Source organism: Pseudomonas sp. JUb42 (assembly GCF_024807945.1).
Classification (GTDB): domain Bacteria; phylum Pseudomonadota; class Gammaproteobacteria; order Pseudomonadales; family Pseudomonadaceae; genus Aquipseudomonas.
This window is the reverse complement of sequence record NZ_JANUFD010000008.1, coordinates 189,831-210,989: the sequence shown is the minus strand read 5'-3', so window position 1 is coordinate 210,989 and position 21,159 is coordinate 189,831. Positions and strand designations below refer to the sequence as shown.

The window sequence follows — 21,159 nt, the reverse complement described above, 5'->3', positions numbered from 1 at the left end:
GAATGCCCCACCCCCACTGCCTTCGATCATCCCGCCATGTCCCAGCCTGCTCTGACGCCCCGCCCCTCCATCGCCATTATCGGCGGCGGCCCTGCCGGGTTGATGGCGGCCGAGGTCTTGAGTCAGGCAGGCCTGCAAGTGGATGTCTACGATGGCATGCCTTCGGTGGGCCGCAAGTTCCTGCTGGCCGGGGTCGGCGGCATGAATATCACCCATTCCGAAGCCTACCCGGCCTTTCTCTCGCGCTACGCCGAGCGCGCGCCCCAGGTTGCGCCGTGGCTGCGCAGCTTTGGCGCCGAGGCGTTGTGCCAGTGGATTCATGAGCTGGGCATCCAGACCTTTGTCGGCAGCTCCGGACGCGTCTTCCCGACTGATATGAAGGCCGCGCCGCTGCTGCGTGCCTGGCTCAAACGCCTGCGCGAAGCCGGTGTAAATATTCATACACGGCATCGCTGGCTGGGCTGGAATGACAATGGCAGCCTGCGTATCGCTCATCCCGATGGCGAACTGGCAATCAAGCCTGACGCGACCCTGCTGGCCCTCGGTGGCGCCAGTTGGGCACGTCTGGGTTCCGATGGCGCCTGGCGACCGTGGCTGCAACAACGCGCAGTCGAGATCGCACCGTTGCAGCCGAGCAATTGCGGGTTCGAAGTGACCGGCTGGAGCGAGCTGCTGCGCAGCAAGTTTGCCGGGGCACCGCTGAAAAACGTCGCCATCGGTCTGCAAGGCCAGACGCTACGCCTGGGCGAATGCGTGGTCACCGAAACCGGCATCGAAGGCAGCCTGATCTATGCGCTGTCGGCGCCGATACGCGAGCAGATCAACCGTGACAGCTCGTCAACCGTCAGCATCGACCTGCTGCCGAACAAGCCCCTGGCCGCCGTCGAAAAAGCCCTGCACAAACCCCGCGGCTCGCGCTCCATGGCCAAGCACCTGCACAGCCAGTTAGGCATCGACGGGATCAAGGCGGCGTTGCTGCGCGAACTGGCCGACGCCGCCACCTTCAGCGACCCGGCGCGCCTGGCCCAGGCGATCAAGGCCCTGCCCCTGACCCTGATCAGAACTCGCCCGCTGGACGAGGCCATCAGCACCGCCGGAGGCGTCAGCTTCGCCGCACTGGACGAGCGTCTGATGCTGAAAAACCTGCCGGGCGTGTTCTGCGCCGGAGAAATGCTCGATTGGGAAGCACCGACCGGCGGTTATCTGCTGACCGGGTGTTTTGCCAGTGGGCGAATAGCGGGGTTGGGTGTGGCAGAGTGGTTGCGCGAACGTACAATGACGTGAATGGGGGGAATCATTGTGGGAGCGGATTCATCCGCGAAGACGGCATTCCAGGCGATAGAAGTGCATTGGATGTACTGGCCTCTTCGCGAATGAATTCGCTCCCACAGATTCGCACCTAACGGATATTTCAGCGCAGTTCCATCAAGGCTTACGCTTACGCGGCCCGGTGTTGAACACCGGCACTTTGCGCACCGGCTTGGCCACCGGGGCCTGAGGTTCGACTTCGCCGCTGTCGACCCATTTGCCGAGGTTGCGCTTGCCGCCACCGCCGGTCTTGGGCTTTTTCGGTTTCTTCGGCTTTTTCAGGATCTGCCCGCTGGCATCGGTCTCGGGGACACGGTGCTCGGGTTCGAAGCCCTGCTCGTCTTCGCGCCGCAAGGTCTGACGGGTCAGCACTTCAATGGCAGCCAACAGCTCCACTTCATCGGCACACACCAGGGAAATCGCTTCCCCGGTCAGACCGGCACGACCGGTACGGCCAATGCGGTGGACGTAGTCTTCGGCGACGATGGGCAGGTCGAAGTTGACCACGGTCGGCAGGTCGTCGATATCCAGGCCGCGGGCGGCGACGTCGGTGGCGACCAGAATCTGCACTTCACGCAGCTTGAAGCGATCCAGGGCGCGCTGGCGAGTGGCCTGGGGCTTGTCGCCATGGATGCCGTCGGCGTTGATGCCCAGACCCTGCAGGCGTTCGACCAGTTGATCGACGCCGTTACGGGTCTTGGCGAACACCAGCACCTGACTCCAGCGCAGACGCTTGAGCAGGTGGATGAACAACTCGGGCTTGCGCTTCTTGTCGACCGTCACCACCCACTGCTTGACCGACGCCGCCGCCACGTTGCGCGGGCTGACCTCGATGCTCAGGGGGTTATCGAGCATCAGGGTCGCCAACTGGCGAATGGCGTCAGAGAAAGTCGCCGAGAACAGCAGGGTCTGGCGCTTCTTCGGCAGCGCGGCATAGACACTGCGCAGCTCTTCGGAGAAGCCCAGGTCGAGCATGCGGTCTGCTTCGTCGAGGATCAGAGTCTCGACCTGATTGAACTTGACCGCGTTCTGCCGATGCAGATCCAGCAAACGGCCCGGCGTCGCGACCAGCACATCGACACCACGGCGCAACTTCATCATCTGCGGGTTGATGCTGACTCCGCCATACACGGCGTAAGTGCTTAGGGGCAGGTGTTCGGCGTACTGACGGATGGCTTCGTGGACTTGTTCGGCCAACTCGCGGGTCGGCACCAGGATCAGCGAACGCACTGAGTTGGCGGCCACTTTCGGGCCTTCCATGGTCAGGCGTTGCAGCAGCGGCAGGGCGAAACCGGCGGTCTTGCCGGTGCCGGTCTGGGCCGCGGCCATCAGGTCACGCCCGGCCAGGACCGGTGGAATGGCCTGGGCCTGAACAGGAGTCGGAGTCTGGTAGCCGAGCGCATCAAGGGCGCGCAGCAGGGGGTCGATCAGGCCGAGGGAGGCGAAAGTCATGGTAATACCGTCAGGAAAATTCAGCGCATTGAAGCAATGGGCGCCATATTACCTTGTCTAGCCTGCGCCCGCCCGACTCAGACGGTCTTGGGTTTGCGCCACTGAGGCAGGCCGATCAGCACCACGGCACTGATAATCACCGTCATCGCCACGCTTTCCGCCATGCCGATGTGTTCGTCGGCGAAGACAATACCCAGGAGCACCGCCACCACGGGGTTGACGTAGGCATAGCTGGTGGCCGCCGCCGGACGTACGTTTTTCAGCAGGTACATGTAGGCGCTGAACGCAACGATGGAGCCGAACACCACCAGATAGGCCAACGCCGCCCAGCCGGCGACGCCCGGCGAATGCTCCATGTGCTCGCCTATCAGCGCACTGCCCGCCAGCATCACCACGCCGGCGACAATCATTTCCGCCGCACTGGCCATGGGCCCTGCGGGCAACGGCAGGTAGCGGCTCCACACCGAACCGAAAGCCCAGGTCGCCGCCGCGAAGATTACCAGCGCCGCGCCATAGGGGCTGGCCTGCAAATTGGAGCCGAGGTTGAGCAGGATCATGCCGACCAGACCAAGCAGAATCCCCGCCCATTCCAGACCGGTATTGCGATGGCCCCAGAACAGCCCGCAGATCAGGGTGAACAGCGGCACCACCGCCACCGACAGCGCAGCGACGCCCGACGCGACCCCGGCATGCTCGGCCAGGCTGACGCCGCCATTGCCGCAGACCAGCAGCAAAAAGCCGATCATCCCCGCCGCACGCCATTGCTGCCAGGTCGGCGACGGCACGCCACGAAAGCGCAGCACGGCATACAGCAGGGTCCCGGCGATGGTGAAACGCGAACCGGCCAGCAACAGGGGCGGCCAGGTTTCGATACCGATGCGGATGACCAGATAGGTCGATCCCCAGATTACGTACAAGGCAAAAAAGGCACCGATGAGCAGCAAGGGAAAGCGGCGGGCAGAAGGCATGGAAGACTCGGATCGACAGTTATTTTTATAAGGAAGACGGACTGTAGGACCGGCTTTAGCCGGGAGGGCGCCCTCGCGGCTAAAGCCGCTCCTACGGGTGTTGCAGTGATTCAGGCACCACGATGACGCTTGAGCGTCTCGCGAATCTTCGCCGCCGGGACCTTCTGCAGCGAACACAGCAGCGGATGGGACACTTCGCTCAGACCATGGGTCTGGCGCAGTTGCAGGGCCAGGTGGCCGATCAGGTTGGCGGCCATTTCCGCATCGGCCATGGCCCGGTGCGCCTTGCCGGTATCGGGCAGGCCGGCAAACCGGGTCAGGGTGCCGAGCTTGTGGTTGGGTGCTTCCGGCATCAGGCGACGGGCCAGCAGCATGGAACAGGCAAAGGCCTGCACGCGCTGGCGCTGGATGCGGGCCAGTTCGTCGTCCCAGAACTTCTGGTCGAAGGAAGCGTTATGCGCCACCAGAGGCGTCGCGCCGACGAACTCGGCGACTTCCTGCATGACCTGGGCGGCGGGCGGTGCGCTGCGCAGCATGGCGTTGCTGATGCCGGTCAGGCTTTCGATAAAGCCGGGGATGCGCACACCGGCATTCATCAGGCTCTGGTAACGCTCGACGATACGCCCCTGTTCCATGATCACCACGGCGATTTCCGTCGCCCGGCAGCCCATGTTCGGGGACATGCCCGTGGTTTCAAAGTCGATGACCGCAATACGTTCCAACACGGGGTAAAACCTTCCTGGCAGGCAAATACAAGACAGACGCGAACGTCAGTTTTTCAGCAGCAACGCACCTTCGATGGGCACATAACGACTGGCGGCGCGGATCAGCGAGTTGGCGGTGAGGCCGGGCACGCCATAAGCCACGGCTTCGACGCCATGCTTGGCGATGATGCGCTCAAGCAACATGTCGAAATCGCCATCACCGGAGGCCAGCACCACTTCATCGACCTGAGGCGCGACGTCCATGATATCGATGGTGATGCCCACATCCCAATCGCCCTTGGCCGAGCCGTCGCTGCGCTGGATGTATGGCTTGAGCTTGACGATAAACCCCAGGTTGCGAAGGATTTGCTGGAACTGCTGCTGTTTACTGTCGCCACGGTCGATGGCGTAGGCATAGGCTTCGACTATCTGCCCGCGCTGGCTGATATCAGCCCACAGCGCCGCATAGTTGAAGTGACAGCCATGGGCCTGGCGCACGGTGTAATACAGGTTTTGTACATCGGCAAATACCGCAATCTTCTTCACCGCACATCCTCATGAAGCAGGATCCCGGAGCGGAATCGACGCCCAGTATGCCAGTTTGAGGATGTTGCAGGAGAATGATGATGCCATCGGGAAGACACCGAGAGCGAGTTGTGGGAGCGAATTCATTCGCGAAGAGGCCAATACATCCAATGCATTTCTATCGACTGGAATGCCGCCTTCGCGGATGAATCCGCTCCCACAAGGATTTACCTCGAAATCAGGAACTCAGACAAACGAATCGTCATCATCCATGAAACCGCCGCCATCATTGCTGTCGTAGCCGCTGTCGGCAAAACCGCCGCCATTGCCGCCGCCCCACGAGTCGTTGTTGCTGACCCGCTGGCTCTCGTCGCCCCAACCACCGCCACCGTTGCCAAAGCCAGCGTCGCTGGCCTGACTCGGTTGTTGCTCGATGATTTCAACAATCTCCTGAGGCTGACTGTTGTGGTGGAACAGGCTGCTGATACCTTCGGCTAGCATCACACCACCGGCCACGCCCGCTGCGGTTTTCAGCGCGCCGCCGAGGAAGCCGCTGCCAAAGGGTGCAGCCGGGGCCGCAGCCTGCTGTTGCGGTGGTGGTGCGGCGTAATTGGCTTGAGGCGGTGGACTCGCCGGGCCATCGCGCCAGCCGCCGGAGGACGGCTGAGGCGCAGGGGCTTGCGGCTGCGATGAACCGCCACCAAAGATGCTCGACAGGAAACCACCGCTCTGGGCCGGGGCCGGCTGAGCCTGGGCACGGGCCTGCTGCAACTGCGCCTGCAAATCACGGATCTGCTGGTTGAGCTTATTGACCGCCACTTCCTGCACCAGGATCGCCTGGGTCATGTAATACGGGGCAGCAGGCTGTTGGCTGAGATGCTCCTTGATCCGCGCTTCCGCTTGGGCGTCCCGGGGGGCTGAAGCGGCTTCGGCACTTTTCAGTTTCGAGAAAAGACCATCGATCAGGGTTTGCTCTTCGCTATTCATGGCGACCTCGTTAGATTGCCGTTGGAAATCGTCGCAGGGTCAAAATGGCCCTGTGTCACCGGGGTAATGGGGCCGTGGCGGGGCCTTTCAATAGGTTAAATAAAAAGTTAAGAAGGCCCATGCCACACGCAGCCTCAAGGACCGTTGTCCTTGGTTCGGCACAGGCCATGGGCTAAAGTGTCCAGCCGCTTTTTTATAGCCTTTGACCGGAAGCCCATGAACCCGCTGAACGTTATTCGTGACGCCCTGTATTTTTCCCGGCGCAACCTGGCCAGCATCATCGTGCTTTGCCTGCCACTGGTCGCCCTCGAAGCCCTGACCAAGGAAGTGCTCGACAGCAACGTGTCGGACAACGCCGCCAGCGTTTATGAAGTGATCATCGGCCTGCTGTTCTACCCGCTCTACACCGGCGCACTGATCCTGTTTCTCGACGCCCGCAGCCACGGCGACACGCCGCGCAAACGCGATCTGCTGGCACTGGCCCTGCGCCTGTGGCCGACCTTCGCCCTGCTGTCGGCCATGAGCACCTTGCTGATCATGGCCGGGCTGTCACTGTTTATCCTGCCCGGCGTGTGGATCATGATCAAACTGGCCTTTGCCGAGTACCTGCTGGTACTGCGTGGCCTGACGCCACTGGCGGCCATGCGCCAGAGCGCGGTGCTGACCCGTGGCCATTTCGTGCAGATCCTGGTCTGCCTGTTGTGCGTCTATCTGCCCCTGGTACTGCTGGGCCGCTTCAGCCTGATGATCCTGCCAGACCCGCAGAATGCCGTGGTCACCCTGCTCATCGACAGCACCAGCAGCTTCCTGCAACTGTTCACCAGTGTGGTGATGTTCCGCCTGTTCATGCTGATCACCGAGCCACCGGCCAACGCCTGAGGGCTGTCATCGCGGCTCGACTGGGCTATGCTCGAGCCACTAATAGTCCGCGAACAGCCATGAGCCGATGCCCCGACTACCCCGTTACGTCCTGCTTGTGCTGCTATTACTCGGCCTGTCCGGGGCTGCGATCTACAGCTTGACCTGGCACCCGGCCAATCGCGAAAAACTGCCGGTCAGTTGCAGTGCCGAGACGCAGGCGCCGCCCCTGGTGCCGGGGCAGGCGCTGAAAGTCATGACCTGGAACATCCAGTACCTGGGCGGCAAGCGCTACGTATTCTGGTACGACCTGGCGGACGGCAGCGGCACCGATGAGCGTCCTACCCCGGAAGACACCGCCTTCAACCTCGACGAAGTGGCCCGGGTCGTTCGCGACGAGCAGCCGGATATCGTCCTGCTACAGGAGGTCAACGACGGTGCCAAGAGCACCGACTACCAGAACCAGTTGGCCCTTTTGCAGGAGCGGGTCGTCGATCTATACCCATGCAGCACCGAAGCTTTCTACTGGAAGGCCGATTTCGTACCGAACCGCCACATCATGGGCAGCGTCGGCATGAAACTGGCGACCCTGAGCCGCTACCGCATCAATCACGCCGAACGCCTGCAACTGCCGATCCTCGCCACCGACCCCATCAGCCGGCAGTTCCGCCCCAAACGCGCCCTGCTGGTCAGCTACCTGCCTTTAGGCGACGGTCGGGAACTGGCAGTCATCAATACTCACCTGAATACCTTCACCCTCGACGACGACACGCCGCTGCAACAAATCCAGATGACCGTCGGCCTGCTCGACAAACTGGAAAGCAACGGCACGCCCTGGCTGATCGGCGGCGACTTCAACCAATTGCCCCTGAGCCAATACCAGCGCCTGCCCCCGGAACAGCGCCGCCGCTACTCAGCCGACAGCGACCTGCACCTGCTCTGGGACAAATACCCGATGATCCCCAGCAACGACGAAGCCAGCGGCATAGACCGCGAACAGTGGCTGACCCACTTCCCCAACGACCCACGGGTCAACGGCCCGGACCGCACCCTGGATTACCTGTTCTACAGCCCGCTGCTCAAGCGTATTGATGCCAGGGTGAGGCGTGAGGACACCTTGTTGATATCCAATCACTTGCCGTTGGTTGGAAGGTTTTTGTTGCCGGGAACGCCGTAACCGCAGGAGCAAATACTGTGGGAGATCCCGCCCGTCTACGACGCCGCGCTGTCACGCAGCAAACACTAATCGGGGCAGGAGGCAAATCGTGTGGGAGCGAATTCATTCGCGAAGAGGCCTGTACGTCCGAGGCATTTGCATCGTCTGAAATCGCACTTCGCGAATGAATTCGCTTCCACTGATTTTCGGTTATTGGGTATGTATCAGCGCAGTATATGTAGTGAATGTGCTGACATCTTCGCGGGCAAGCCTCGCTCCAACAAACCCATATTTGCCATACCACCGCCTCAGGCCTTACGCGGCTTGATCCGCGCCGTCGCCTCCGCCACCAACGGATCATCCGGCCAATAATGCTTGGGATAACGCCCTTTCAAATCCTTCTTCACCTCGGCATAGGTCGTGCGCCAGAAGCTGGCCAGGTCCTGGGTGACTTGCACCGGGCGGCGGGCCGGGGAGAGCAGGTGCAGCTTGACGATCTGGCGGCCGCCGGCGATGCACGGGGTATCGGCCAGGCCGAAGAGTTCTTGCAGGCGTACGGCGAGGATCGGCGGGTGTTCGCTGTAGTCCAGGCGGATCGAAGACCCGGACGGTACGCTGATATGGTGCGGCGCCTGTTCTTCCAGGCGTTGCGGCAACGGCCAGGGCAGCAGGTTGTGCAGGATCGAGGACAGGTCGAGGTTGCCGAAGTGGCTCAGGCGCGAGACTTTGCCAATGTAGGGCAGCAGCCAGCTTTCCAGACTGTCGAGCAGCGCAGCGTCGCGGACGTCAGGCCACTCGCTGCTGGCTTGCTTGTGTAAATCAAGCTGGCGCAGCAGGCCGACCCGGGCCTGCCACTGGCGCAGTTCCGGGGTCCAGGGCAGCAGTTCCAGACCTTTGCGGCGCACCAGCCCGAGCAGTGCCTGGCCTCGGGCGGCGTCGTCGAGACCGGGCAAGGGTTCGCGGCTGAGGATCAGTTCGCCGACCCGCCGCTGGCGTTCGGCGCGCAATACGCCTTCGCGTTCATCCCAATCCAGCTGGTCGAGAATGACCACCTGCTCAGCCAATACCGACTCGAACAGCAGCGGATCGAACTCAGCGGCCAGGTAGATGCGCTCTTCGCGCTGGCCCTGGCGGCTGCCCAGGTCGGCGACCACCAGCCAGGGCTCTTTCATCAGCGCATCGACTTCGCCAAACAGCGCTGCGCGGCCATTCGCCAGACGGTATTCGGCGCCGCCCTCACGGCGTTGCTGAGCGACACGATCGGGATAAGCCAGGGCCAGCAGCGCGCCGAGCCAGCGCGGGTGATCCGGATCGCTGACCGCTTCGTTGGCCGCTCCACGCAAGTAGCTGCGGTATTGCCGGGCCAGTTGTTTGGCCCGCTGCACACCACCCTGCCCGCCGCGTCCGGCACGTTCGCTGCCGGACAGCAGATTGAGGCGGCTATGCAGGTCGGCACCGGCGCCGCGCAGGATATCGCGCTCGCCCAACAGCGCCGCCACATCACAGGCCAAACTGCCCAACCCCAGCGCCTGACCGCGCAGCAGCAGATGGGCGATGCGCGGATGGGCTGGCAGTTCGGCCATGGCCTGACCATGGGGAGTCAGTTTGCGCTCGGCGCCCGGCTTGCCACTCAGGGCACCCAGGCGCCCGAGCAGATCCTGTGCTTGTGCATAAGCGGCTGCGGGCGGGATATCCAGCCAGATCAGTTGCCCCGGCGCCACGCCCCAACGCGCCAATTGCAGGGCCAGCCCGGCCAGATCGGCCTGCAGGATTTCTGCAGCGCCATAAGCGGCCAGTTGCTCATGCTGGCCTTCGGACCACAGGCGATAGCACACCCCCGGCTCCAGGCGCCCGGCGCGACCGGCACGCTGGGTTGCGCTGGCGCGGGAGATGCGTTGAGTATCCAGGCGGGTCATGCCACTGCCAGGGTCGAAGCGCGGCACCCGGGCCAGCCCGGCGTCGATCACCACGCGCACACCGTCGATGGTCAGGCTGGTCTCGGCGATATTGGTCGCCAGCACCACTTTGCGCTTGCCGACGGGCGCAGGCTCGATGGCCGCACGTTGCGCGTTCAAGTCCAGTTCGCCATGTAGCGGGCAAAGCATGACATTGCTGCCCTCGCCCAACGCCTCGGCCAGCTGTTGATTGACCCGGCGGATCTCGGCCTGCCCCGGCAGGAATACCAACAGGCTGCCAGTCTGATCATTCAAGGCATCGAGGACGGTCTGCACCACGCGCGGCTCGATGAATTCTCCCGGCTGAAACGGCCGCCCCCACTGCATGCTCACCGGATACATGCGGCCTTCGCTGCGGATCACTGGGGCGTCGTCGAGCAAGGTCGACAGGCGCTCGCCTTCCAGGGTCGCTGACATCAGCAGGATTTTCAGCGGTTGATCATCGCGCAGCAGCTCTCGGCCGTTGAGGCTCAGGGCCAGGGCAAGATCGGCATCGAGGCTGCGTTCGTGAAACTCATCGAAAATCAGCAACCCCACGCCTTCCAGTGCGGGGTCGTCCTGCAATCGGCGAGTGAGGATGCCTTCGGTGACCACTTCGATGCGGGTATTCGGGCCTACTCTGCTTTCAAGGCGAATGCGGTAGCCGACGGTTTCCCCGACCTTCTCACCCAGCTCCGACGCCAGCCGCTCAGCCGCCGCCCGGGCCGCCAGGCGCCGGGGTTCGAGCATGAGAATCTTTTGCCCGGCCAACCAGGGCTCGTGCAACAGGGCCAGGGGCACACGGGTGGTCTTGCCGGCGCCGGGGGGCGCTTCGAGCACGGCTTCATGGCGCGTCGCCAGGGCGTCACGCAACTGCGGTAGAACGGCGTCGATGGGTAGAGAAATCATGCAGGCTCCAGGGCTGGCCGCAGAGTATACGAGGCCTGCTTGATCACTCCCAGAACTGCTGCAAGGGGCGGCGCTTATCAAACAACGCGTTCCCTACCGAATCACAAGTACTCTGTGGGAGCGAATTCATTCGCGAAAGCGGTATTTCAGACGATACAAATTCGTCGGATGTACCGGCCTGTTCGCGAATGAATTCGCTACCACAAGATTTGCTCCCAGCCCAGCTGGAGGGTTTGCTACACGACTACATGGTACCGAAGACGGGTCGAGATCTTCTACGGAGTCACTTGAACAACGGGCAATCACCCACAGTCTTAACCTTGCTTGTATATTGGCGTTCTTTCGTTCATCAGGAGCTTTTCATGCGCATTCAATCCCGTGTCCTCGGCGGCGTGCTGGTCGCCACCCTGCTTGCTCAATTGACCGCTTGCGGCAGCATTTTCTATCCTGAACGCCGTGGCCAGATCGACGGCCATATCGACCCGGCGATTGCCGCGTTCGACGCCATCGGCCTGCTGTTCTATATCATCCCCGGCCTGATCGCCTTCGGCATCGACTTCACCACCGGTGCCATCTATTTCCCCAACAATCAGACATCCCAAGTTGATCCGCAAAAACTGCAACCGGCGATCAATGCCGACGGCAGTGTCGATAACGTCAAGTTGCAGGCCATCCTCAAAACCGAGCTGGGCCGCAGCCTGCCGCTGGACGATCCGCGCCTGATCCAGCACAAGGGCAGCGTGCAACAACTGGCCATGTTCGGTCTGTCGCCCTCGGCCTGAGCCTTGTAAGGAAGCGTCATGAGCACCAGTCCTGAACACGCTCGCCTGTTGCACCTTGCAACCCGGTCGTCCCTGGCCGTCGCCAGTATTCTGATCATTGCCAAGGCCGTGGCGTGGTGGCTGAGTGGGTCCGTCAGCCTGTTGGCCGGATTGACCGACTCGCTGCTTGATGGCGCCGCCTCGTTTCTCAATCTGTTGGCGGTGCACTATGCCCTGCGCCCCGCTGACGACGATCACCGTTACGGGCACGGCAAGGCCGAGGCGCTGTCGGGCATGGCCCAGGCGCTGTTCATTGCGGTGAGTGCGTTCCTGATCGGGTTTCAGGCAGTCGAGCGCATCCAGCATCCCGAGCCGCTGACCGCGCCGGGCCTGGGCATCATTGTGATCCTGTTTTCCATCGCCCTGACCGTAGGCCTGCTGGCCCTGCAACATCGGGTGGTCAAGGAAACAGGATCGGCGGCAATCCGCGCAGATTCCCTGCACTATCGCTCCGATCTGTTGCTCAATATCAGCATCTTGTGCGCGCTGGTGCTGGCCTGGTTTGGCTGGCAGCAACTGGATGCCTGGTTTGGCCTGGGGATCGCTGTTTATATCCTCTGGAGCGCCTTCTCCATCGCCAAGGAAACCGTGTCGGTACTGATGGATGAAGAACTGCCCGTAGACGTCAGCGCGCGTATGCTGGAACTGGCGCGCAGCGTGCCCGGCGTACTCGGCGCCCATGACTTGCGCACGCGCATTTCCGGCAACCACTGGTTCGTGCAGTTGCATCTGGAGTTGCCGGGGGATTTGACCCTGTCGGTGGCCCACGGTCTGTGCGACCGCGCCGCCGAAGCGATCAACCGTGAATACCCGAAGGCCGAAGTGCTGGTGCACGCCGACCCTCAGGAAGTGGTGATCAAGCCCGTCGTCAGTTGAAGTTGACGCTGTAACCGCGCTTGAGCAGGCAGTCGGTCATCGAGCGGCGATAGGCGTCAATCAGGCTCGGATCCGGCTGATAGGTGACATTGGCCGGGTCCAGGCCGGTCTGTTGCACCGACAGGCTGTAGCACTCGTAACGATCCTGGCCCATCTGCTCCTGGCTCTGACCGTTGACCGTGGAGAACTGGGGATCGTACTGCGTCCCCGGCTGCTGCCCCTGTTGTACCGGCTGCTGCTGAATTTGCTGCGGCGCTGGGGCGTAGCCCTGATCGGCACCGGGCGGCGGAGCGGCGACGACATAATCCTGGGTATCGGCCTGATACGCGTAGTAGGTGCCGGCCGCAAGGAACAACAGCGCGCCGCCTACCCAAACCTCACTGGAGTAGGACGGCAGGCTGCGCACGCGCGCACCGTAGGGCGGGGTCACGACGACATAGCGTGGGCCCTGTGGGCGATACCAATAGCCGCCTGAATAGAAGTAGTCCTGGCCGCGATACGGAATGCGCGAGTAGCCGCCCGGCACCCGGTCGATCTCGTAACCCGGTCGATACTGCGGGCCAGGCCCCCAGCCATTGCCATGGCCGTCGGGGCGTCCTGGCCAATGATCATTGGGCCGGTAGTTATTGTTATTGCGCGGGATATCCCGGTAATCGCCCTGGCGCGGTGGCTGAGTCTGCCAGGCTTCGCGCGGGCCGCCCTGGATCGGCAGATTGTTCTGGCGTTGCTGCGCCTGCTGGCGTTCGTTCTGGCGCTGCTGGTTCTGCTGTTCCTGGATCTGCCGCTGTTGATTGCGCTGGTTCTGCTGAATCTGCTGCTGTTGCTGGCGTTCAACCTGACGCTGCTGATTCTGTTGTTCCTGAATCTGGCGCTGCTGGTTTTGCTGATTCTGCTGGATTTGCTGCTGTTGCTGGCGCTCGACCTGGCGCTGCTGATTCTGTTGCTGCTGAATCTGCCGTTCCTGGTTTTGCTGGACCTGCTGCACCTGCTGTTGTTGCTGGCGCTGGATCTGTTGCTGCTGGTTTTGTTGTTGCTGCTGTTGGCGCTGCTGCTGTTGCTGCGCGTTATTGTTCTGCTCGCGACGCTCGCCACGCAGTTGATCCTGACGATGGGAATCGTCGCGATCGTCCGCCAGTGCCTGAGCAGCGACGCTCATACACAAGAGAGTTACACCGGCCAACTGCCAGATGCCCGATTTCATGCTTGCCTCACTGCCAAACGACAATAGATAGGGGTTGGACTGCACGAATGGTGCGTCGTTCGCCGCACTCTAGCAGGCCGCAAGCGGTGTCACGAACAAAGCGTACAGATAAAGAAAAAGGGGGCCACGTCTGGCCCCCTTTGGGAATTTCGTCCTGGCTCAACGCTTCTGGCGTCGGCTCACCTCATGCCGTCTTCTGGACAGTATGTAGCCCGGTAACCTGCCCAACTCTTTGGGGTTGGCGGTTGCGGCTGGCCTGATTCGGCGGGCCGCGCTGGACGCTGTGTCCGGGCAGTGATTCTGTGAAAAAGAATAGGCTTTTGCGTGCGGCAGCGGATTGCGAATATTGCTCAATGAAATAGCACTTGCGCAATTTTTACCCAAAGATAAATAATTCAGCGCAATCGAACCAATAAAGGGGAATCTCGTGAGCAAACTCGACAGATATGACTTGAGCATTTTGGCGGAATTGCAGCGTGATGCCCGCATTTCCAATCAGGAACTGGCCGAGCGTATCGGCCTGTCGCCATCGCCCTGCTCGCGGCGGGTCAAGCAGCTGGAAGACGACGGCTATATTGTCCGCCAGGTCGCGCTGCTGGATCGCAAGAAGCTTGGCCTGAGCCTGACGGCCTACGTGCTGATCGGCATGGACCGGCATACGCCAGAGCGTTTCGAGCACTTCGAACAACAGATCCGCAACCTGCCCCAGGTGCTGGAATGCAGCCTGGTCACCGGCATGGATGCCGACTACCAGCTCAAGGTGGTGGTGGCGGACATGGATCATTACCAGAAACTGCTGCTCGGCCACCTGACCCGCATCGAGGGTGTGACCAGCGTACGTTCGAGCTTTGTGCTCAATCAAGTCCTGGCGAGCACGGAATTGCCGTTGACGCATTTGCGTACCTAACGCGCAAGGCAGGATTGAAATAAGGCCTTGTGGGAGCGAGGCTTGCCCGCGAAAGCAGTATTCCAGGCCATGAAGATGTATCGAGTGTCCCGCCCTCTTAGCGGGCAAGCCCGGCTCCAACGGATCAGGCATTTTCAATACCCCACCCTGCGTACATCAGCCGCAGGCACCGATTATGCGCAAGCGCCTATAATTGCCGCGCATTTCGCCAGCGGAGATGGGTGATGGATCCTGCGGTTTTCGAAGAATGGATGATGACCATCCTGGTCACGGTCCTGATCGGCTTCATGGGCTTTATCGTCTGGGATCTGGCGAAGAAGTCCAAGGCCGGCAAGTTCGGCACTTTTATCCTGTTCTTCGCCCTGGGCCTGGGAGTGTTCGCCTTCGTCATCAAAAGCGTGGTGATCGCCTGGATCGAATCCGGCCACTGATCACAGTTTCGCCGGTACTTCCCGCCACTGCCCCTGATCCAGTCCTTCGATACTCCAATCGCCGATCCTGACCCTCACCAGCCGCAGCGTTGGCAGGCCCACGGCGGCGGTCATACGCCGCACCTGACGGTTGCGCCCCTCCTTGATGATCAATTCCAGCCAACTCGTCGGCACGCTTTTGCGAAAACGCACCGGCGGGTTACGCGGCCACAGCTCGGGTTCGTCCAACTGTCGCGCCTGGGCGGGCAGTGTCGGGCCATCGTTCAGTTCGACGCCATCGCGCAATTGCTGAAGCTGTTGTTCGCTGGGCTCGCCCTCGACCTGCACCCAATAGGTTTTGGCCAGTTTGTGCCTGGGATCGGCAATCCGCGCCTGTAACTGGCCGTCATTGGTCAGCAGCAACAGACCTTCGCTGTCACGATCCAGACGCCCGGCCGGGTAGATGCCGGGGATCTCGATAAAGTCCTTGAGTGTCGCCCGCCCTTCGCCGTCGCTGAATTGCGTCAGCACATCGAAGGGTTTGTTGAACAGGATCAGCCGGGGTTCGGCAGGCGGGGCCTTGGCAACGCGACGAGGGGCGGCGGCAGCAGGGCGACGGGGAGCGGGGCGTTGGATGCGGGACATGGGCGTTTCGGATCATTGCAAACAAAGAGGGCCACTGTAGTGGCCCTCTCTCTAGCTGGCAATCAACGGAACGGCGGCTCGTCGAAACTGCGCAGTTTGCGTGAGTGCAACGAGTTCAGCTGTGCACGCAACAGGTCCAGGGCGGCGATACCGATCTTCAAGTGCTGGCTGACCGCACGCTCGTAGAATGCGTTGGCCGAGCCCGGCAGCTTGATTTCGCTGTGCAGCGGCTTGTCCGAGACACAAAGCAAGGTGCCATACGGCACGCGCAGGCGATAACCCTGGGCCGCGATGGTGCCGCTTTCCATATCCACGGCCACGGCGCGGGACAGATTGATCAGCGGACGCTCCTGGGCCCAGCGCAGCTCCCAGTTGCGGTCGTCGTAAGTCAAAACGGTGCCGGTACGCAGGCGTTTTTTCAGCTCATCGCCACGCTCGCCGGTGATCTGCGCTGCAGACTCTTGCAAGGCCAGTTGCACTTCGGCCAGGGCCGGAATCGGGATATTCGGCGGCAGGACCCGATCAAGAATGCCGTCGCGACGCATGTAGGCGTGGGCCAGCACGTAGTCGCCGATGGTCTGGGATTGGCGCAGGCCGCCGCAGTGACCGATCATCAGCCAGCAATGCGGACGCAGCACGGCCAGGTGGTCGGTGATGTTCTTGGCGTTGGACGGGCCGACGCCAATGTTCACCAGAGTCACGCCGTGACCGTCTTCGGCGATCAGGTGATAGGCGGGCATCTGGTAGCGGTGCCAGACCACGCCGGCGACGATGGCCTGGGCTTCGCCGTTGTCCATGCTCTTGTCGACCACGACGTTGCCCGGCAGGACCATGCGGATAAATCGCGGATCTTCACGCAACTGTTCAAGGCCGTGGAGGATGAACTGGTCGACGTAGCGGTGGTAGTTGGTCAGCAGGATCCACGGCTGCACATGGCGCCAGTCGCTGCCGGTGTAATGCACCAGACGGCGCAGGGAGAAATCCACCCGCGCGGCGTCAAACAAGGCCAGGGGCAGCGGGTCGGTGTTGGCCCAGTCGTACAGACCGTCGGCGATGCCATCGGTGGCGGCGGACAAATCGGTGCTTGGGAAAACCCGGGCCAGGGCGGCAGCCGTGACGCCGGAGCCAGCCAGTTCATCGCCCTGCTCAACCACGTAGGGGTACGGAATATTCTGCTCGCTGACGCCGACTTCGACCGTGACGGTGAAATCATTCATCAGCGGGCGCAGCTGTTCCAGCAGGTATTTGCGGAAGGCTGCGGGGTGGGTCACGGTGACGCTGTAAGTACCGGGCAACTGCACCTTGGCGTAGGCCCGTGTGGTCGTAGGCACTTCGCCATGAGCGACGTAGGTCAGGCGCAATTCAGGATAACGAAACAGCGCACGCTGCTCGGCATCGGGTTCGACACGGTCTTTCAGATAGCGCTTGAGGGCCTGGCTCAGGGCCTTGGTCCCACGGTCATGCAGCTCGGCAAGCCGGTCCACGGCTTGCTCGGCGGTTTCAACGACAACAAAAGCTTCGGTCACGTTACGCATCCTGTCTGATCTTGCAGGCCCTCATCATGCCACCTGCGGCAAAGCCCGCGCCACCAACGCTTCGACATCGACACCTCGTGGCAATGCGCCATATACCCGCCCACCCTCACCCAGACGTCCGGCGATAAAGCCGTCGCTGACGCAGGCCTTCCCCGCCTCCAGCAGCAATTTGGCCTGCAAGGCCAGGGCGATGTCTTCAGTCAGCTGACGGGCGCGGTACTGGATATCGCCGGTGTCCTTGAATGCCGCTTTCAAATGGCCGATATGCGCAGCCAGACGCCGGTCGCCATGGCCGTCGCCCAGCTCATCGAACAAGGCATCGAGCACGCCGGGCTCCTTGGACAAGGCGCGCAGCACGTCGAGGCACTGCACATTGCCGGAGCCTTCCCAGGTCGAGTTGACCGGCGCCTCGCGATACAGCCTCGGCAGGATGCTGTCTTCGACGTAACCGGCACCGCCCATGCACTCGGCGGCTTCGTTGATCATGGCGGGCGCCCGTTTGCAGATCCAGTACTTGCCCACCGCCGTGACCAACCGGGTAAAGCGTGCTTCGTGGGAGTCATCCAGATGATCCAGCGCTCGGCCCATGCGCAGGCTCAAGGCCAGGGCCGCTTCGCTTTCCAGGGCCAGGTCGGCGAGGACGTTCTGCATCAAGGGCTGTTCGCTGAGCAGCCGCCCGCCGACCTGGCGATGGGCGCAATGGTGGGTGGCCTGGGTCAGAGCCTGGCGCATCAGGGCACTGGAACCGATCATGCAGTCGAAGCGGGTCATGGCCACCATCTCGATGATGGTCGGTACGCCGCGGCCTTCTTCGCCGATCATCCAGGCCAGGGCGCCGCGAAACTCCACCTCGCTGGAGGCGTTGGACCAGTTGCCCAGTTTGTTTTTCAAACGCTGGATATAGAACTCGTTGCGGCTGCCGTCGGGGCGATGACGCGGCAGCAGGAAGCAGGTCAGGCCCTTATCGGTCTGGGCCAGGGTGAGGAAGGCATCGCACATCGGCGCCGAGCAGAACCATTTGTGTCCGACCAGCTCATAGGCCTGCCCCGGCCCACCCGCGCCCACCGGCCAGGCCTTGGTGGTATTGGCGCGAACGTCGGTGCCGCCCTGCTTCTCGGTCATGGCCATGCCGATAGTCGCGCCGCCTTTGTGTTCGATGCCGACATTGCGCGGGTCGTATTCGCGGGCGAGGATTTTCGGCAGCCAGATCTCGGCCAGGTCCGGTTGCAGGCGCAGGGCCGGGACGCTGGCGAAGGTCATGGTCAGGGGGCAACCGCTGCCCGCTTCGGCCTGGCTGTGCATATAACTCATGGCGGCGCGAGCAACATGGGCGCCGGGCTGCGGGTCGGTCCAGGGCAGGGACGGGATGCCATGCTCGACCGCCGCCCTCATCAACTGGTGATAGGCCGGATGAAATTCGATCAGATCGATGCGATGGCCATAGCGGTCATGGCTGGCAAAGACCGGCTTGTTCTGATTGGCCAGGAACCCCGCCTCCATCAACGGGCCACCGGCCAGAGCACCGTAGGCATCGATCCGCGAACTCGCCCAACCGGCACCGAAACGCTGGGTCCAGGCCTGCAACGGCAGATCGGCGCGCCACAGGTTCAGGCCGTCCAGTGACGGCGGCTGGTTGGTGACTTCGTGGGTTTCGGCGAATTGATGCAGGTTCATGGCGGTTCTCCTGGCGATTCGGCAAGAGTCGAAGTGAAGCATGGGCGGATGGCATTAAAAAGTGCCATTCAGGACGAAGTAGAGGGGGTTATTGAAGTTGCACGGCGCTTGAATCCGGCCCAGATGCCCAGGATGACCTGTAGGAGCTGCCAAAGGCTGCGAAAGCGGTGGGTCAGATACCTCCATTCGCAGCGTTCGGCAGCTCCTACAGAAAAACGCCAACTCAGTTAATGGCGTTCTGCTTGAGGGGCAAACTCACATATTGGCCAAACCTCAACGGCAAACGCAGGGTAAATCGACTGCCCTGCCCTGGCATCGATTGATGGCTCAACTGTCCGCCCTGCAATTCGATCAATTGCCGACAAATGGCCAGGCCTATCCCCAGACCACCGTGCTCCCGGGTCATTGAGCCGTCGACCTGGAAGAAACACTGGTAGAGGGTCGAGGCATGCTTACAGTCAAAACCGATGCCGCTGTCGATCACGTCAAGCAGCAGCCAGGCATCGCCGTTGGGCCCGTACTCCGCGCCCGCACGCAGTTGGATCGAGCCTTCGCGGGTAAATTTGATCGCATTGTCCAGCAGACACTCCAGGCACTGGCGCAACCTCGCGGCGTCGCCGAGCAGGTCATCGGGTAATTGCGCCTCCCGCGCCACGAGCAATGCCAGGCCCTTGGCCTGGGCTGCGGGCAGAAACTGACGATGCAACTGGGCGAACAGCCGCGCCACAGAGAAAGGCTGCTGCTCGGCATGCAGGCGACCGGCCTGCAATTCGGTCAGGGTCAGAATGCCATTGATCATGCCCATCATGTCCTGGGCGGAACCGGCAGCGGTCTGTTGATACTGGGCAAGCTCCTCGCTGAGTTCCACCGTCTCCATCAATTCGAGGGAGCCGATCACGCCATTCATGGGGGTACGCAGTTCGTGGGTCAGGGTCGCGAGGAATTCGTCTTTAAGACGGTTGCTGGTGGCCAGCTCCAGGTTCAACTGCTCCAGGGCTTGACCGGCTTCGAGCAGGGTCTGCGCCTGTTGCGCGCGCATCAGGTTGATCCGTGCTGCCAGGGCCAGCGACAACAACGCCACTTCCAGCGCGGAACAGATCTGCCAGATGTACAGGGTAAACACGGTATTGGGCAGATAGCCGATCAGCATCAACCCGTGGATCAGACTGCCCAGCAGAAAGATCGACCAGGCCACGACGAAATAGCGCGCCAGGGATACGCCCTTTTTCAAGGCGACGATGCCCGCCGAAAGAATCACCACTGCGAACAACATCACCAGCGCAGTCACCAGCCGCAAGGCAATGGTGCAATCGGGCAGCAACGACAGCAGCATGACCCCGACCGCCGCGCCCATTACCAGGCGCAATAGCCAATCGACCCATTCTCCCAATCTGGGTGTCTGCAGGAAGGTGCGGGAAAACTGGCAGGCAAAGAATACCGAGGCTGAAACCAGGAACGGCGTCGCCGCGTTGGTCCACCATGGGCTGTTCGGCCAGAGAAACTCAACCCCGGTGCCGTTTACCGAGACCTGATAAAAGCCGAACGAGGCGATATACATCAGGTAATACAGGTAACTGCGGTCACGCACGCCGAAGTAGATGAACAGGTTGTAGACCAGCAACCCGAACAGCACGCCATAGCTCAGCCCCCAGACATAAATGCGCGACGGCTGCATTTCCAGGAAGGCGTGGCTGGACCACAGGTTGAGCGGCACCTGGATCGAGCCATGGCCGGCGACCCGCAGGTACAGGGTCATGGCTTCGCCAGGGTGCAATGGCAGGGCGAACAGGTAACTGTTCTGCCGGATCTGGCGGCTGGCAAACGGCAGCATGTCGCCGGTGCGTACCGCCAGTTGCAACTGCCCGCTAGCGTCGGGCAGGTACAAGTCGACGTAGTCCAGCGGCGGATAGGCCACATCCAGCAGCCAGTCGCGGTGAATCGCAAGGTTTTGGGGGCGATACAGCAGCTCGACTTTCAGCCAGAACGCTGAGCTGGAGAAGCCCGCGTTGAGGGCGTCGGCCTGCAACGGCCGGAAAGCTGCGGCCATGGCAGCCGAGCTGACGTCCTGGATCGATGCCTGACCGCCTGGATCTTCCAGTACCTGAACGGCGTGGCCCAGCACCATCGTGCGGGTGTGCTCGTCGAACTCGACGGCAGCAGCCAGCAACGGCAGCCAGGCGACCAGGATTATCAGCAAATAGCGCATACGGCCCCAGCCTGGCCTGCCTGATAACGCGGTTCGTCTTCCTGTCCTTGTGAAGCGAAACGATCGGCAGACTCCTGTTTTTG

General features: G+C 62.0%; 19 protein-coding genes. 8 read left to right on the top strand and 11 right to left on the bottom strand.

Translation table 11 applies throughout. The annotated features are described in order from the left end of the window. Window positions 1–36 precede the first annotated feature (36 nt). Window positions 37–1,284 carry a TIGR03862 family flavoprotein gene (locus M2401_RS17720; RefSeq protein WP_259104749.1) on the top strand — a complete coding sequence of 416 codons (1,248 nt, stop codon included), beginning with the start codon at window positions 37–39 and terminating at the stop codon, window positions 1,282–1,284. 141 nt (window positions 1,285–1,425) lie between these two features. On the opposite strand, the gene M2401_RS17715 is transcribed toward M2401_RS17720, so the two are convergent. The 5 genes from M2401_RS17715 to M2401_RS17695 form a co-directional block, all read right to left on the bottom strand. Continuing rightward, window positions 1,426–2,760 carry a DEAD/DEAH box helicase gene (locus M2401_RS17715; RefSeq protein WP_259104748.1) on the bottom strand — a complete coding sequence of 445 codons (1,335 nt, stop codon included), beginning with the start codon at window positions 2,758–2,760 and terminating at the stop codon, window positions 1,426–1,428. Window positions 2,761–2,837: 77 nt separating this feature from the next. Beyond that, complete coding sequence (yedA, locus tag M2401_RS17710) at window positions 2,838–3,728, bottom strand: drug/metabolite exporter YedA (protein WP_259104747.1); 891 nt, start codon at window positions 3,726–3,728, stop codon at window positions 2,838–2,840. A 110-nt stretch (window positions 3,729–3,838) separates the two neighbouring features. Further along, a complete protein-coding gene (locus M2401_RS17705) occupies window positions 3,839–4,450 on the bottom strand; it encodes a PolC-type DNA polymerase III (RefSeq protein ID WP_259104940.1) in 612 nt (203 codons plus the stop codon). Window positions 4,451–4,498: 48 nt separating this feature from the next. Beyond that, window positions 4,499–4,978, bottom strand: a complete 480-nt coding sequence (locus tag M2401_RS17700) for an NYN domain-containing protein (protein ID WP_259104746.1) — start codon at window positions 4,976–4,978, stop codon at window positions 4,499–4,501. Between the two features lie 225 nt (window positions 4,979–5,203). Then, window positions 5,204–5,944, bottom strand: coding sequence for a DUF2076 domain-containing protein (locus M2401_RS17695; protein WP_259104745.1), 741 nt, complete (start codon window positions 5,942–5,944; stop codon window positions 5,204–5,206). A gap of 216 nt (window positions 5,945–6,160) precedes the next feature. Between M2401_RS17695 and M2401_RS17690 the strand changes: the two genes are divergently transcribed. Further along, window positions 6,161–6,823: a YciC family protein gene (locus M2401_RS17690; RefSeq protein ID WP_259104744.1), complete on the top strand. Its 663-nt coding sequence runs from the start codon at window positions 6,161–6,163 to the stop codon at window positions 6,821–6,823. A gap of 67 nt (window positions 6,824–6,890) precedes the next feature. After that, a complete protein-coding gene (locus M2401_RS17685; RefSeq protein WP_259104743.1) occupies window positions 6,891–7,979 on the top strand; it encodes an endonuclease/exonuclease/phosphatase family protein in 1,089 nt (362 codons plus the stop codon). Between the two features lie 287 nt (window positions 7,980–8,266). Here the strand turns inward: M2401_RS17685 and hrpB are convergent, their stop codons facing one another. Continuing rightward, on the bottom strand, window positions 8,267–10,801 hold the full coding sequence (gene hrpB / locus M2401_RS17680) for an ATP-dependent helicase HrpB (protein ID WP_259104741.1): 2,535 nt from the start codon (window positions 10,799–10,801) through the stop codon (window positions 8,267–8,269). Window positions 10,802–11,163: 362 nt separating this feature from the next. Between hrpB and M2401_RS17675 the strand changes: the two genes are divergently transcribed. Both M2401_RS17675 and M2401_RS17670 read left to right on the top strand, forming a co-directional pair. After that, on the top strand, window positions 11,164–11,583 hold the full coding sequence (locus M2401_RS17675) for a polyribonucleotide nucleotidyltransferase (protein WP_259104740.1): 420 nt from the start codon (window positions 11,164–11,166) through the stop codon (window positions 11,581–11,583). 18 nt (window positions 11,584–11,601) lie between these two features. After that, entirely contained in the window at window positions 11,602–12,498 is an 897-nt protein-coding gene (locus M2401_RS17670) for a cation diffusion facilitator family transporter (RefSeq protein ID WP_259104739.1), read from the top strand. Here the strand turns inward: M2401_RS17670 and M2401_RS34340 are convergent. Further along, window positions 12,491–13,141 carry a DUF6515 family protein gene (locus M2401_RS34340; protein ID WP_310504136.1) on the bottom strand — a complete coding sequence of 217 codons (651 nt, stop codon included), beginning with the start codon at window positions 13,139–13,141 and terminating at the stop codon, window positions 12,491–12,493. The two genes, M2401_RS17670 and M2401_RS34340, sit on opposite strands and share 8 nt — an antisense overlap. Before the next feature lie 33 nt (window positions 13,142–13,174). Here M2401_RS34340 and M2401_RS34335 point away from each other — a divergent pair, with 33 nt between their 5' ends. From M2401_RS34335 to M2401_RS17655, 3 genes are all read left to right on the top strand, one after another. Beyond that, complete coding sequence (locus M2401_RS34335; RefSeq protein WP_310504135.1) at window positions 13,175–13,726, top strand: hypothetical protein; 552 nt, start codon at window positions 13,175–13,177, stop codon at window positions 13,724–13,726. Window positions 13,727–14,126: 400 nt separating this feature from the next. Continuing rightward, window positions 14,127–14,606, top strand: a complete 480-nt coding sequence (locus M2401_RS17660; RefSeq protein WP_259104736.1) for an Lrp/AsnC family transcriptional regulator — start codon at window positions 14,127–14,129, stop codon at window positions 14,604–14,606. Window positions 14,607–14,830: 224 nt separating this feature from the next. Next, window positions 14,831–15,037, top strand: a complete 207-nt coding sequence (locus M2401_RS17655; protein WP_259104734.1) for a DUF2788 domain-containing protein — start codon at window positions 14,831–14,833, stop codon at window positions 15,035–15,037. Here M2401_RS17655 and M2401_RS17650 read toward each other — a convergent pair whose 3' ends face one another. The 4 genes from M2401_RS17650 to M2401_RS17635 all read right to left on the bottom strand — a co-directional run bounded on the left by M2401_RS17650 (window position 15,038) and on the right by M2401_RS17635 (window position 21,076). Then, window positions 15,038–15,661, bottom strand: coding sequence for a pseudouridine synthase (locus M2401_RS17650; RefSeq protein ID WP_259104732.1), 624 nt, complete (start codon window positions 15,659–15,661; stop codon window positions 15,038–15,040). Window positions 15,662–15,723: 62 nt separating this feature from the next. Beyond that, entirely contained in the window at window positions 15,724–17,196 is a 1,473-nt protein-coding gene (gene amn, locus M2401_RS17645) for an AMP nucleosidase (RefSeq protein WP_259104731.1), read from the bottom strand. A gap of 24 nt (window positions 17,197–17,220) precedes the next feature. Next, the gene (locus M2401_RS17640) at window positions 17,221–18,870 is read right to left on the bottom strand and encodes an acyl-CoA dehydrogenase family protein (protein WP_259104730.1); all 1,650 of its coding nucleotides are present in this window, start codon (window positions 18,868–18,870) and stop codon (window positions 17,221–17,223) included. A gap of 223 nt (window positions 18,871–19,093) precedes the next feature. Further along, window positions 19,094–21,076, bottom strand: coding sequence for a hybrid sensor histidine kinase/response regulator (locus M2401_RS17635; protein WP_259104729.1), 1,983 nt, complete (start codon window positions 21,074–21,076; stop codon window positions 19,094–19,096). Window positions 21,077–21,159 lie beyond the last annotated feature (83 nt).

Excerpts from the sequence above, each read along its gene's own strand:
- M2401_RS17720 (WP_259104749.1), top strand. The coding sequence starts at position 37 with ATGTCCCAGCCTGCTCTGACGCCCCGCCCCTCCATCGCCATTATCGGC.
- M2401_RS17715 (WP_259104748.1), bottom strand. The coding sequence starts at position 2,760 with ATGACTTTCGCCTCCCTCGGCCTGATCGACCCCCTGCTGCGCGCCCTT.
- yedA (WP_259104747.1), bottom strand. The coding sequence starts at position 3,728 with ATGCCTTCTGCCCGCCGCTTTCCCTTGCTGCTCATCGGTGCCTTTTTT.
- M2401_RS17695 (WP_259104745.1), bottom strand. The coding sequence starts at position 5,944 with ATGAATAGCGAAGAGCAAACCCTGATCGATGGTCTTTTCTCGAAACTG.
- M2401_RS17690 (WP_259104744.1), top strand. The coding sequence starts at position 6,161 with ATGAACCCGCTGAACGTTATTCGTGACGCCCTGTATTTTTCCCGGCGC.
- M2401_RS17685 (WP_259104743.1), top strand. The coding sequence starts at position 6,891 with ATGCCCCGACTACCCCGTTACGTCCTGCTTGTGCTGCTATTACTCGGC.
- hrpB (WP_259104741.1), bottom strand. The coding sequence starts at position 10,801 with ATGATTTCTCTACCCATCGACGCCGTTCTACCGCAGTTGCGTGACGCC.
- M2401_RS17675 (WP_259104740.1), top strand. The coding sequence starts at position 11,164 with ATGCGCATTCAATCCCGTGTCCTCGGCGGCGTGCTGGTCGCCACCCTG.
- M2401_RS17670 (WP_259104739.1), top strand. The coding sequence starts at position 11,602 with ATGAGCACCAGTCCTGAACACGCTCGCCTGTTGCACCTTGCAACCCGG.
- M2401_RS17655 (WP_259104734.1), top strand. The coding sequence starts at position 14,831 with ATGGATCCTGCGGTTTTCGAAGAATGGATGATGACCATCCTGGTCACG.
- M2401_RS17650 (WP_259104732.1), bottom strand. The coding sequence starts at position 15,661 with ATGTCCCGCATCCAACGCCCCGCTCCCCGTCGCCCTGCTGCCGCCGCC.
- amn (WP_259104731.1), bottom strand. The coding sequence starts at position 17,196 with ATGCGTAACGTGACCGAAGCTTTTGTTGTCGTTGAAACCGCCGAGCAA.
- M2401_RS17640 (WP_259104730.1), bottom strand. The coding sequence starts at position 18,870 with ATGAACCTGCATCAATTCGCCGAAACCCACGAAGTCACCAACCAGCCG.
- M2401_RS17635 (WP_259104729.1), bottom strand. The coding sequence starts at position 21,076 with ATGCGCTATTTGCTGATAATCCTGGTCGCCTGGCTGCCGTTGCTGGCT.